This window comes from Cupriavidus sp. USMAHM13, from assembly GCF_001854285.1.
GTDB classification, from domain to species: domain Bacteria; phylum Pseudomonadota; class Gammaproteobacteria; order Burkholderiales; family Burkholderiaceae; genus Cupriavidus; species Cupriavidus malaysiensis.
Genome location: NZ_CP017751.1, coordinates 881,815 through 894,175 on the forward strand (window position 1 = coordinate 881,815; position 12,361 = coordinate 894,175).

11 protein-coding genes are annotated in these 12,361 nt (G+C 69.4%); 6 read left to right on the forward strand and 5 right to left on the reverse strand.

The annotated features are described in order from the left end of the window. Positions 1 to 7: 7 nt before the first annotated feature. The gene (locus BKK81_RS03955) at positions 8 to 1,324 is read left to right on the forward strand and encodes a sigma-54-dependent transcriptional regulator (RefSeq protein WP_071010860.1); all 1,317 of its coding nucleotides are present in this window, start codon (positions 8 to 10) and stop codon (positions 1,322 to 1,324) included. A 167-nt stretch (positions 1,325 to 1,491) separates the two neighbouring features. On the opposite strand, the gene BKK81_RS03960 is transcribed toward BKK81_RS03955, so the two are convergent. From BKK81_RS03960 to BKK81_RS03970, 3 genes are all read right to left on the reverse strand, one after another. Further along, positions 1,492 to 3,624 (reverse strand): ATP-dependent helicase, encoded by a 2,133-nt coding sequence (locus BKK81_RS03960; protein ID WP_071010861.1) that lies wholly within the window; start codon positions 3,622 to 3,624, stop codon positions 1,492 to 1,494. A gap of 198 nt (positions 3,625 to 3,822) precedes the next feature. Further along, a complete protein-coding gene (locus BKK81_RS03965) occupies positions 3,823 to 4,353 on the reverse strand; it encodes a TlpA disulfide reductase family protein (RefSeq protein WP_071010862.1) in 531 nt (176 codons plus the stop codon). 192 nt (positions 4,354 to 4,545) lie between these two features. Next, the gene (locus BKK81_RS03970; RefSeq protein WP_231907971.1) at positions 4,546 to 5,088 is read right to left on the reverse strand and encodes a thioredoxin; all 543 of its coding nucleotides are present in this window, start codon (positions 5,086 to 5,088) and stop codon (positions 4,546 to 4,548) included. 102 nt (positions 5,089 to 5,190) lie between these two features. Here BKK81_RS03970 and BKK81_RS03975 point away from each other — a divergent pair, with 102 nt between their 5' ends. Both BKK81_RS03975 and BKK81_RS03980 read left to right on the forward strand, forming a co-directional pair. After that, positions 5,191 to 5,763: a hypothetical protein gene (locus BKK81_RS03975; protein ID WP_071010863.1), complete on the forward strand. Its 573-nt coding sequence runs from the start codon at positions 5,191 to 5,193 to the stop codon at positions 5,761 to 5,763. Positions 5,764 to 5,854: 91 nt separating this feature from the next. After that, entirely contained in the window at positions 5,855 to 6,499 is a 645-nt protein-coding gene (locus tag BKK81_RS03980) for a LysE family transporter (RefSeq protein WP_071010864.1), read from the forward strand. A gap of 307 nt (positions 6,500 to 6,806) precedes the next feature. Here BKK81_RS03980 and BKK81_RS03985 read toward each other — a convergent pair whose 3' ends face one another. Together BKK81_RS03985 and BKK81_RS03990 are read right to left on the reverse strand one after the other, a co-directional pair. Then, the gene (locus tag BKK81_RS03985; RefSeq protein ID WP_071010865.1) at positions 6,807 to 8,345 is read right to left on the reverse strand and encodes a YifB family Mg chelatase-like AAA ATPase; all 1,539 of its coding nucleotides are present in this window, start codon (positions 8,343 to 8,345) and stop codon (positions 6,807 to 6,809) included. Positions 8,346 to 8,444: 99 nt separating this feature from the next. Then, positions 8,445 to 8,696: an accessory factor UbiK family protein gene (locus BKK81_RS03990; protein ID WP_071010866.1), complete on the reverse strand. Its 252-nt coding sequence runs from the start codon at positions 8,694 to 8,696 to the stop codon at positions 8,445 to 8,447. Positions 8,697 to 9,098: 402 nt separating this feature from the next. Between BKK81_RS03990 and BKK81_RS03995 the strand changes: the two genes are divergently transcribed. From BKK81_RS03995 to BKK81_RS04005, 3 genes are read left to right on the forward strand one after another with little or no spacing between them, the layout of a single operon-like run. After that, positions 9,099 to 9,917 carry a TorF family putative porin gene (locus tag BKK81_RS03995; RefSeq protein ID WP_071010867.1) on the forward strand — a complete coding sequence of 273 codons (819 nt, stop codon included), beginning with the start codon at positions 9,099 to 9,101 and terminating at the stop codon, positions 9,915 to 9,917. A 53-nt stretch (positions 9,918 to 9,970) separates the two neighbouring features. Continuing rightward, positions 9,971 to 10,309 carry a P-II family nitrogen regulator gene (locus tag BKK81_RS04000; RefSeq protein WP_071010868.1) on the forward strand — a complete coding sequence of 113 codons (339 nt, stop codon included), beginning with the start codon at positions 9,971 to 9,973 and terminating at the stop codon, positions 10,307 to 10,309. A 34-nt stretch (positions 10,310 to 10,343) separates the two neighbouring features. Continuing rightward, positions 10,344 to 11,888 (forward strand): ammonium transporter, encoded by a 1,545-nt coding sequence (locus BKK81_RS04005; RefSeq protein WP_071010869.1) that lies wholly within the window; start codon positions 10,344 to 10,346, stop codon positions 11,886 to 11,888. The last annotated feature ends 473 nt before the right edge of the window (positions 11,889 to 12,361 follow it).

Below are 12,361 nucleotides of genomic sequence, written 5' to 3' on the forward strand. Positions count from 1 at the left end.
AACTGCCATGCAAGAAGGTCTGCGAGTCCTGTTTGTCGAAGACGAGCCCCTGGTGCGCCAGGCCACGGCCCAGAGCCTGGAACTGGCCGGCTTCTCCGTGCTGGCGCTGCCCTCGGCGGAAGCCGCCATGCCGCACCTGGCGGCGGACTTTCCCGGCGTGCTGGTGACGGACGTGCGCCTGTCGGGCGCCAGCGGCCTCGACCTGCTGCATCACTGCCGCAACGCGGCGCCCGGCGTGCCGGTGATCCTGGTCACCGGCCACGGCGATATCACCATGGCGGTGCAGGCCATGCGCGAAGGCGCCTACGATTTCATCGAGAAGCCCTTCGGCGCCGACCGCCTGACCGACACCGTGCGGCGCGCGCTGGAACGGCGCGCGCTGGAGCTGGAGAACCGTGCGTTGCGGCGCGAGCTGGCAGGGCCGGCCGGGAGCACCCGCATCATCGGCCGCTCGCCCGCCATCGAACAGGTACGTGCGCTGGTGGCCAACGTCGCGCCCACCGACGTGCCGGTGATGATCAACGGCGAGACCGGCACCGGCAAGGAACTGGTGGCACGCAGCCTGCACGCGCTCTCGACACGGCACGACGGGCCTTTCATCGCCCTGAACTGCGGCGCGGTGCCGGAGGCCATCTTCGAGAGCGAGATGTTCGGCCACGAGGCCGGAGCCTTCACCGGTGCCGGCAAGCGCCGCATCGGCAAGCTCGAACATGCCTCGGGCGGCACGCTCTTCCTCGACGAGATCGAAAGCATGCCGCTGGCACTGCAGGTCAAGCTGCTGCGGGTGCTGCAGGAAGGCATGCTGGAACGGCTCGGCTCCAATACCTCGATTCCCATCGACGTGCGCATCGTCGCCGCGGCCAAGGGCGATATGGAAGCCCTGGTGGCGCAGGGCGCCTTCCGCCAGGACCTTTACTACCGGCTCAACGTGGTCACCATCCCGCTGCCGCCACTGCGCGAGCGGCGCGAGGACATCGTGTCCCTGTTCGAGCATTTCATGCTGGTCGCCGCGGTGCGCTACCAGCGCCCGGTGCCGCTGCTGGCCGAAGCGCAGCGCCAGGCGCTGATGCAGCGTCCCTGGCCCGGCAACGTGCGTGAACTGCGCAATGCCGCCGACCGCCTGGTGCTGGGCGTGCCCGAAGGCGGCGCAGCGGCCGCCGCCGCCGACGACGGCATGCCGCTCAAGGAGCGCATGGAGCGCTACGAGCGCGCGCTGATCGCCGACACGCTGGCCCGCACCGGCGGCGCCGTCAGCCAGGCCGCCGACCTGCTGCAGGTGGGCAAGGCGACGCTGTACGAGAAGATCAAGCGCTACGGGTTGTAGCGGTGAGGGTGTGTGCGGGTGAGGTGCGGGTGAGGGTGCACCAACACCAATCGCCAAGCACACTGTCTTGGCTCCCTCTCCCCGCATGGAGAGAGGGCGGGGGAGAGGGGTGGTCTAGCAAGGCGCCACACCCAGCGAAGCCAACGGTGTAACCCAGCACGCCAGCGCTAGCGCCACATCTTGCGCATCTTCGCCGCCAGGTCCACCGCCGGCAGCGCGCTGCGTGCCGGTGCGGCATCCACCGGGGGGGGCGGTGGCCAGGCGCGGCTGTGGAAGTTGCCCATCACGCGATTGGGCAGGAAGCGCGTACGCGAGGCGTAGACGTGGCGGTCGCCGTAGCCTGGCTGCTGGTGCACGTAGAAGCGCTGCGGTACCACCACGTCGAGGTGGTCGCGCGCGCGCGTCATCGCCACGTAGAGCAGGCGGCGCTCTTCCTCGATTTCCTCGGTGGTGCCGGTGGCCAGGTCCGAGGGCAGGCAGCCGTCCACGGCATTGAGCAGGTAGACCGCCTTCCATTCCTGTCCCTTGGCCGAGTGGATGGTGGACAGGATCAGGTAGTCCTCGTCGCGCAGCGGCACGCCGGATTCGTCGCTGGAGGCGTCGGGCGGATCGAGCGTCAGTTCGGTGAGGAAGCGTTCGCGCGAGGCGTAGGTCGCGGCGATGCGTTCGAGTTGCTGCAGGTCGGCCTGGCGCGCCGCGGCATCGTCGTGCATGCGTTCCAGGTGCGGCAGGTACCAGGCCACCACCTGCTCGAACCCGGCAGGCCAGGACGAGGCTGGTGCCAGCAGCGCGCGTGCCAGCGCCAGCAGGTCGGCCCAGGCCGGTTCCGCGGCCGCGGGGGGCGTGAAGGATTCCAGCGCGAACAGCGGTTGGGTGGCCACGGCGATGGCGTCGAGCATGCGCCCGGCGGTCTTGGGGCCGAAGCCCGGCAGCAGCTGCAGCGCGCGGAAGCCGGCGATGCGGTCGCGCGGGTTCTGCAGCCAGCGCAGCATGGCCAGCACATCCTTGACGTGGCCGGACTCGAGGAACTTGAGCCCGCCGAACTTCACGAAGGGGATGTTGCGCCGGGTCAGTTCGATCTCGAGCTGGGCGCTGTGGTCGGCCGCACGGAACAGCACCGCCTGCGACAGCAGCGCCAGCCCGGCCTCGCGCCGCTCCAGGATGCGCTCGACCACATAGCGTGCCTGCTCGGCCTCGTCGGCCACCACCACCACGCCGGGCTTCTCGGCCGAGGCGCGCTCGCTCCACAGCTCCTTGCTGTAGCGTTCCGCGGCCTGGGCGATGACGGCGTTGGCGGCGGCGAGGATGGGCTGGGTGGAACGGTAGTTGCGCTCCAGCGTGACGCGCGCCGCGGGGGGCGAGAAGTGCTCGGGGAAGTCGAGGATGTTGCGCACCGTGGCACCGCGGAAGGCGTAGATCGACTGAGCGTCGTCGCCGACCACGGTCAGGCCGCGCCCGTCGGGCTTGAGCGCGAGCAGGATGGAGGCCTGCAGCGCGTTGGTGTCCTGGTACTCGTCGACCAGCACATGGTCGAAGCGTGCGCCCATGTCCGCCGCCAGCGCGGGCTCGCCCAGCGCCTGCGCCCAGTAGAGCAACAGGTCGTCGTAGTCGAGCACCTGCTGGTCCTGCTTGGCCTCGACGTAGGCGGCGAACAGGGTGCGCAGCGCCTCTTCCCACATCGCATAGCGCGGGAAATGGCGCCGCAGCACCTCGTCCAGCGGCGCCTGGGTATTCACCGCGCGCGAATAGATGGCCAGGCAGGTTTCCTTGCGTGGAAAGCGCGCGGTCTGCTCGGACAGGCCGAGATCGTGGCGCACCATGTGCATCAGGTCGGCGGCGTCGCCGCGGTCGCTGATGGTGAAGGCGGGCGACAGTCCGATCGTCTCCGCGTATTCGCGCAGCAGGCGGGCGCCGATCGCGTGGAAGGTGCCCGACCATTGCAGTGCCGCCCGTCCGGCGCCGCTGCCGCCGACGGCACGGTCGACGATGCGTTCGACGCGCCGGCCCATCTCGGCGGCGGCGCGGCGCGAGAAGGTCAGCAGCAGGATGCGGCGCGGGTCGGTTCCCGACAGCACCAGGTGGGCGACACGGTGCGCGAGCGTGTTGGTCTTGCCGGAGCCGGCGCCGGCGATGATCAGCAGCGGGCGCTCGCCATCGTGTTCGGCGGCGGCGCGCTGCTCCGGATTGAGGCCGGCAAGGTGCGCGGCCGGCGCGGGCTCAGGGAGCACGGTCGCGGTGGCGGCGTCCGTGCCGGCGTCGGCAGGAAGTAGATCGAGGTCGAGGTCGGGAGAGGCTGGCATGGCGGCGGCGGGCTGGCGCCAACTGTATATCCATACAGCGGTTCTGCGCAAGCCGGCAGCGTCCGGTGCGGCGTGGCGGCCGCCCGCGGCCGGCCTTCGCATGGCGCCGGCGTCTCACCGGCGGGCGCGTGCCAAAAACAAAGCCGCCCGGGAGGGGCGGCTGGTATGCGCCTGGCGGTCCGGGCCGCCGGGAACCGCTCAGGCCGACTTGGCCAGGGCCCCGTCCAGCAGCTTGTGCAGCGCATCCCACTCGGGCTCGCCCACGTAGCGCTTCAAGATGCGGCCATCCTTGTCGACCACGAAGGTGGTCGGCGTCAGCTGCACGTCGCCGAAGGCCTTGGCGGCCGTGCCGCCGGCGTCCATCGCCACCTTGAAGGGCAGCTGGCGCGTCTGGGCGTAATTCATCACATACATCGGCGGGTCATAGTTCATCGCCACCGCGACGAATTCCAGTCCCTTGTCCTTGTACTGCTGATAGGTGCGCACCATCTCGGGCATCTCCTTGACGCAGGTGGCGCAGCTGGTGGCCCAGAAGTTGACCAGGTAGACCTTGCCCTTCAGGTCGGCGGTGCTGATCTTCTGGCCGGAAAGCAGGGTGAACTCGGCCGCCGGCACGGTTGCGGCGGGCGTGATGGCGCGATAGCCGAACCAGCCGAACAGGGCCACCACGAACAGGGTGGCGATCAGCGGCCAGCGCTTGCGCGTGGCGGGGGAAGCAGGGGTCGTCATATTCCGTCGTGCAAGGCGTCGGTGGCGGGCAGGCGCGGGCTGTGGCAGCGCCGGTTCAGCGGACATTCTAATGCCTCGCGCGCAGGCCTGCCGGCGCGCATCCGGGGGGTGGCGATCCTGCGGCAATCTGCCGCAGCGATGCGCCGCGGACGCGCTGCTTCCGTGTTGCCTAAGCGTTGCCTAAGTGTTGCCTCAGCGCGGCCCGGCGAGGGCGGCGCGCGCGGCTTCCAGGCGCTGTTCGAGGTAGGCGCCGTAGAAGTCCGGCTGCAGGCCGCGTAGCGGGGGCGCCGCCTCGCGGCCGTGGGCGTCGAGGAAGAGCACGGTAGGTGCGAACGCCAGCCCGCGCGCGCGGGCCCAGGCACGTGCGCCGGTCATGGTGCCGTCAGCGTCGCGCAGCGGCGCATCGGTGCCGATGTCCAGTTCGCGCGCCGTGATCTCGCCGGCGGCAGCCATCGGGCCCAGATAGTTGCGCCGCACGGTTTCGCAGTAGCCGCAGCCGGGCAGGGACAGCAGCAGCACCAGCGGCCCGCCGCGGCGCGTGGCCTCGCGCCCCTGGGCGCCGAGATCGGTCGCGCCCGGCAGCGTGCTCGCCGCCAAGGCCGGCAGCGCGGCACCGGCCAGGGCCAGCCCGGCCAGCCAGCGCCGCGCGCGGCCTGCCGGCGCGGCGGGGCGGACAGGGGGCGGGGTGGTAGACAGGGTGGTGGGCAAGGCGGTGGACAAGATGAGGGGCGGCATGATCTGGGCGGAGAAGCGCACGATCCCGGATAATAGCCCTTCGTGCCCTCCGGCCTCGTGCCGCGGGGCTCCCGACCGACCAGGATGTCCCCGTCCGCCGCCATGTCCCGTTCCCGCCGAACCGTCTACCTGCTGGCCGCGCTGGCGCTCGCTGCCGCGGCCTGCTCGCCGCGCTACGACTGGCGCACGGTATTGTCCAATGAGGGCGCCTATGCGGCCCTCTATCCGGGCAAGCCGTCCAGCGCGGCACGCGAAGTGGCCATCGGCGGCCGCCACCTGCCGATGACGATGGAGGCGGCGCGCGTCGACGAGACGCTGTTCGCCGTGGGTGTGGTGACGCTGCCCGATGACGATGCCGTCCGCCGTGGCGAGGCCCTGGCGGCCATGCAGTCCGGCCTGCTGGCCAACCTGGGCGCGCATCCCGTCGAGCCGCCGCACACGCGGGCAATCAAGGTGATGTCGGCGGCACAACCGCCGGTGGCGCTCGATGGGTTGGAGCTGGAGGTGGTGGCAGTCTCGCCGCAGGACCAGTCGCCGCGCCGCTTGACGGCGCGCCTGGTGGGCTCCGGCAGGCACGTCTACCAGGCCGTGGTGCTGGAGGCGGGCGAGGCGGCGCGCGACCGCCGCCAGTCCGAGCAGGTAGGGCAGTTTCTCGACGGCTTCCATCCCTTCTGACGGGAGCCGTTGCTGCCGCGGCCGTGCCGGCATTGCCGGGCGGAGGCGCGCAGCGATCGAATCTTGAATGGCATAAACCAGGAGCAAAGCAATGCGTTGGGAAGTCTGGCTGGCCTATTTCGCCGCCTGTTGGCTGATCGCCCTGTCACCCGGATCGGGTGCCGTGCTGTCGATGAGTCATGGCCTGTCCTATGGCCTGAGGAAGGCCAGCACCACCATCTTCGGCCTGCAGGCCGGGCTGGTGATCATCCTGCTGGTGGCGGGCGGCGGCCTGGGCGCGCTGCTGATCGCCTCCGAGCACGCCTTCGCGGTGGTCAAGACGGTCGGGGCGCTTTACCTGATCTACCTGGGCATCCAGCAATGGCGCGCCAAGGTGGACGCCGCCCCGCAGGCCGAAGGCGGGGCGGTGCGCACCACCGTGATGAGCCCGCGCCGACGCTTCGCCACCGGGTTGCTGACCAATGTCACCAACCCGAAGGGCATCATCTTCATGGTCGCGGTGCTGCCGCAGTTCATCGACCCGACCCATGCGCTGGCGCCGCAGTTGGCGCTGCTGGCCGTCACCATGTGCGGTGTCGACCTGATCGTGATGCACGGCTATGCCTTGCTGGCGTCGCGCATGCAGGGCTTGTTCCGCAATGCCCGCGCCGTACGCTGGCAGAACCGCGTCTTCGGCAGCGTGCTGATGGCGGTGGGCGCCGCGCTGTTCTTCGTGCGTCGCCATCCGGCCGGCTGACGGCCTGCCGCGCGGGCACCGGGGCGCGCGCGCGGCGCGGCCGAGTATTTCCTGTATGGTCTTCTCTGGCGGGGCGTGGCCGGGTTTGCTTCAATGAATGGCATAGGGTCCAACCGGAGAAGCCCGATGCCTCGCTTCACGCTGCCGCGCTCCAGGCCGGCCCATTCCGCACCGCCGATCGAGGAGCCGACGCCACCAGGCATTCCGCCCGACCTGCCTCCGATCGAGGAACCGCCGCCGCCTCCAGTCGAACCGCCCGTCGCCGGGCCGGCGGCCGCCCGCTAGCGGTGGAGGCGCCGGCGACGGCTCATGGCGTGCGCAGTACGCGGCGGTATTGGATGGCTTCCGCCGCGTGCGGCGCGTCCACCTGGCCGGCATCGGCGAGGTCGGCGATGGTGCGGGCGATCTTCAGCGCCCGGAAGTAGGCGCGCGCCGACCAGCCGAAGCCGGCCATCGCCTCACGCAACAGGGATTGCGCCGCGGGCGTCAGCGGGCAATGTGCCTCGGTCTCACCCGGCGCGAGATCGGCGTTGGGCTTGCCCTGGCGCGCCAGCTGGCGCGCGCGCGCCTGCAGCACGCGAGCGCGCACGGCTTCGCTGGCCTCGCCCGGCGGCCCGTCCAACACCTCCTGCTGGCTCTGTGCCGGCACCTCCACCTGCAGGTCGATGCGGTCCAGCAGCGGGCCGGACAGGCGCGACTGGTAGCGCAGCACCTGGTCCGGCGTGCAGCGGCACGGCCGCGTGGGGTGGCCCAGGTAGCCGCAGGGACAGGGGTTCATGGCGGCGATGAAGTGAAAGCGGGCGGGAAAATCGGCCTGGTGGGCGGCACGCGAGATGGTGATGTGGCCGGATTCCAGGGGTTCACGCAGGACTTCCAGCACCCTGCGCTCGAACTCCGGCAGCTCGTCGAGGAACAGCACGCCATGGTGGGCCAGCGAGATCTCTCCGGGGCGCGGTGCGGTGCCGCCGCCGACCAGCGCCGCGGCCGAGGCGGTGTGGTGCGGTGCGCGGAACGGCCGCCGGCCCCAGCGCGCGGCCTGGAAGCCACCCGCGGTGAGGCTCAGCACGGCGGCCGATTCGAGCGCTTCGTCCAGCGTCATCGGTGGCAGCAGCGCGGGGAAGCGCTGCGCCAGCATCGACTTGCCCGTGCCCGGCGGGCCGACCAGCAGCGCGGAGTGTTGGCCGGCCGCCGCCACCTCCAGCGCGCGGCGGGCCTGCACCTGGCCGCGCACTTCGGCCAGGTCGGCCTGGACGGCCGGCTGCGCAGGCAGGGCGAGCGGCATGGCCGGCACCAGCCGCTCGCCGCCGCCGGGCCGCAGGTGGGCGCAGACGGCGAGCAGCGTCGGTGCCGGCAGCACAGCCAGCCCGGCGATCAGGGCCGCTTCCGGCCCGTTCCCCGCAGCGACCACGAAGGCGCGCGGTGCGGCGCCCTGCGCTGCGCGCGCCTGGTTGTCGCGCGCCAGCCCCATCGCCATGGCCAGCGCACCGCGCACCGGACGCAGTTCGCCCGACAGCGACAGTTCGCCGGCGAACTCCAGCCCGTCCAGGCCATTGAGCGGCAGTTGCCCGCTGGCGGCCAGGATGCCCAGGGCGATCGGCAGGTCGAAGCGGCCGGACTCCTTGGGCAGGTCGGCCGGGGCCAGGTTGACCGTGATGCGCCGGTTGGGGAATTCGAAGCCGCTGTTGAGGATGGCGGCGCGCACGCGCTCGCGGCTTTCACGCACCTCGGTCTCGGCCAGCCCCACGATATTGAAGGCCGGCAGGCCGTTGGCCAGGTGGGTCTCGACCGATACCGAGCGGGCTTCGATGCCGGTCAGCGCCCGGCTGTGCAGCAGTGCCAGTCCCATATTGCGGATTCGTTAACGAAAAAGGCCGCCGGCTAGCGGCGGCCTTTGCGAGGGCCGGGGGCGGCGCAAAGGCCGTGGCCTTTCGCTCGCGCGCATCGATCAGGTCCCGCTGGCGTTGCCGGCGCGGCGCTCCAGCTCGGCCACGCGCGCTTCCAGTTCTTCCAGCCGGGCACGCGTGCGCGCCAGCACCTGCGACTGCACGTCGAATTCCTCGCGTGTGACCAGGTCAAGCTTGGCGAAGCCCTGGGTCATCATGCTGCGCACGTTTTTCTCGATGTCCCTGGCGGGGGAATTGCGCAGCGCCTCACTGACCTTGCTCTGCAGGTCGGAGAAGAGATCGGTCGGTTTCATGGTGGTACTCCTTTTCGCACATGCGCACCGCGGTGGTGCGCGCTTACCGGTGGTGCATCGGGTGCCTATGCTGTCCTTTACACCTTTGCACCGCCCTGGGGCGGATGCGGCTAGGACGAACACATGGCGCCGGAAGCCGGCCTGCCCGGATTATGACGCCTGCGAGGTCGCTGTGAAAGCGCCGGCGTGGTGGCGGACACACCTTTTCACCCGTTTTCGGCCCTCGGAGGCCCACCAGAGGCCGCCGGCGGTGTGCATTGCACCATCGGCACCCTCCCGCGGCCCCGGTCGCGATCGCTTGGTTCCTCTCCTGGCACGGCTGTTGCAGTGGTACTGGCGCAGGTATCGCGCAATAAAGAAAAGACACCCATCCACGAGTCTGAGCCAAAGGAGAAGAAATCGATGAAGAAGTTGGCCTTTGCAGTTAGCGCAGCCATTCTTTGCGGTTGTGCCACGGGCGCTTTTGCGCAGAGCAGCGGCGACGCGGCAGCCACGCCCGCACCGGCGGCGGCCGCGCCGGCAGCGGACGCGGCACCGGCGTCGCCGCACACGTTCACGGCCAATGTGACGCTGGCCACCGAGTACCGCTACCGCGGGCTGATGCAGACCAACCGCCATCCGGCGATCCAGGGGGGCTTCGACTACGCGCACGAGAGCGGTTTCTACGTGGGCAACTGGAACTCGAACATCAGCTGGCTCTCGGACAGCAGCTCGCAGGTGTCGGCGCCGATCGAGATGGACTTCTACGGCGGCTTCAAGAACACCTTCGCGCTGGCGGGGCTGGACTGGAACTATGACGTGGGGGTGCTGCAGTACTACTACCCGGGCGACTACCCGACGGGCTTCACGCGGCCGCACACGACGGAGCTGTACGGCGGGATCGGCAGCGGCCCGGTGTTCCTGAAGTACTCGCACGCGCTGACCAACCTGTTCGGTTTCAACGACAGCAAGAACAGTTTCTACATCGACCTGTCGGCGAACGTGCCGCTGAATTTCTGGGACCTGACGTTCAACGCGCACGTGGGCTACCAGAAGGTGCAGCACGTGACGGACGCGTCGTATACGGACTGGAAGGTGGGGCTGACCAAGGACCTGGGCAAGGGCTTCTCGCTGGCGGTGGCGTACATCGACACCAACGCGAACCGCTCGGTGTACACCAATACCAGCGGGCGCTACGTGGGCCGCGCCACCGCCTGGGCCTCGCTCACCAAGACTTTCTGATCCACCGCCTGCTGGCCGGAGCGCCTTGCGGGGACGCTCCAAGGAGAAAACCAATGAAACTCATCATAGCCGTCATCAAGCCGTTCAAGCTCGACGAGGTACGCGAGGCGCTCTCGGACGTGGGCGTGTCCGGCATCACCGTCACCGAGGTCAAGGGCTTCGGCCGCCAGAAGGGACACACCGAGCTGTACCGGGGTGCGGAGTACATTGTCGACTTCCTGCCCAAGGTGAAGATCGAGGTGGCCGTACCGGACGACGTCGTCGAGCGCGCCATCGAGGCCATCGAGAAGGCCGCGCGCACCGGCAAGATCGGCGACGGCAAGATCTTCGTCGCACCCATCGAGCAGGTGATCCGCATCCGCACCGGCGAGACCGGCAGCGATGCCCTGTGATGAACCAACAGACAAGAGACTAGAGGATACGTCAATGAAATCCTGGTTCAAGCGAATCCTGACGGCCGGCGCCTTGTCGCTCGCCGTTGGCGCGGCAAGTTTCAGCCTATCGACCCACGCGGTGGCGCAGGACAAGCCGGCGGCGGAAGCCTCCGCTCCGGCCGCCGCCACGGCCCCGGCTCCGGCCGCGGCTGCAGCGCCTGCCGCTGCGCCGGCCGCCGCGGCAGCGCCTGCGGCCGCACCGGCCGCCGCGGCACCCGCCGCGCCGACGCCCAACAAGGGTGACACCGCCTGGCTGCTGGTCTGCACCGCCTTCGTCATCCTGATGACGCTGCCCGGCCTGGCCCTGTTCTACGGTGGCCTGGTGCGCTCGAAGAACATGCTGTCGGTGCTGATGCAGTGCCTGGTGATCTTCTCGCTGGTGTCGCTGCTGTGGGCAATCTACGGCTACAGCTTCGCCTTCACCGAAGGAAACGCCTTCTTCGGCGGCACGGACCGGCTGTTCATGAAGGGCCTGACCGTCGACGCGGTGGCGGCGACCTTCAGCAAGGGCGTGGTCGTGCCGGAACTGGCCTACTTCGCCTTCCAGCTGGCGTTCGCGGCGATCACCTGCGCGCTGATCATCGGTGCCTTCGCCGAGCGTGCGAAGTTCTCGGCAGTGCTGCTCTTCGTCGTGCTGTGGTTCACCTTCTCCTACCTGCCGATCGCGCACATGGTCTGGTTCTGGCCCGGTCCTGACGCGTACACCGACGCGGCGGCCGGCGCGGCGGCCACGGCCAAGGGCGGCTGGCTGTTCCAGAAGGGTGCGCTCGACTACGCCGGCGGCACGGTGGTGCACATCAACGCCGCGGTCGCGGGCCTGGTCGGTGCCTTCCTGTTCGGCAAGCGTATCGGCTTTGGCCGTGAGGCGATCCGCCCGCACAGCCTGACCTTCACCATGGTCGGTGCCTCGCTGCTGTGGTTCGGCTGGTTCGGCTTCAACGCCGGCTCCGGCCTGGAAGCCAACGGCGCCGCCGGCCTGGCCTTCGTCAACACGCTGCTGGCCACCGCTGCCGCCGTGCTGTCGTGGACCTTCGGCGAGTGGATCGGCAAGGGCAAGCCCTCGATGCTGGGCGGTGCTTCGGGTGCCGTGGCAGGCCTGGTCGCCATCACCCCGGCCGCCGGCTTCGTCGGTCCGATGGGCTCGATCGCGCTCGGCCTGATCGCCGGCCTGTTGTGCCTGTGGGGCGTGACCGGCCTGAAGCGCATGCTGGGCATGGACGACTCGCTGGACGTGTTCGGCGTGCACGGCGTAGGCGGCATCCTGGGTGCCCTGCTGACCGGCGTGTTCGCCGCGCCGAGCCTGGGCGGCACCGGCGTCTACGACTACGTGGCCAACAAGGTCGCCGACGACTACTCGATCGCCGGCCAGGTCTGGATCCAGCTGCAAGGCGTGCTGACCACCATCATCTGGTCCGGCGTGGTGGCCTTCATCGCCTACAAGCTGGTGGATATGCTGATCGGCCTGCGGGTGCCGGAAGAAGAGGAGCGCGAGGGTCTGGACATCACCTCGCACGGCGAAACCGCATATGAGGCCTGATCCGAAAGGTGTTGTGCTGGAGAGCTGATTGGGAATCGTCTCTCAGGAGTTTCGCCCGGCTTCGGCCGGGCTTTTTTGCTTCCAGGGGGATCGTCCCGTCCTGGTGCGGACGGTACTCGCAAGCCGCTTAATTCCGATCTTAAAAAGCTTCAATTGTATTTAGAGGTGCATACAATTACATTGCCATTGAGGCAGTTTCCTCCACCTGCAGAACGCTCCCCGTATCTGTCAGGCTATTCGAAGCGCGGCAGTTGCCGCGCTTTTTTTTTCGTTCCGGCCGTCATCCGGCCGTCATCCGGCAGTCGCGGACCGCAGCCCGCCCGCGCTCCACGCCGGGCCGCCCCGGCGCGTGCCAAGGAAGGCCTTCGAAACGAAGGCCTTTACTTCTGCCGGACCGTCCCCATCTGGGTTCCCCTGATGCCCGCCGATGCATATCCTTATTAGGAGCGCTCCTGCAGGCTATTGGCCGTTCC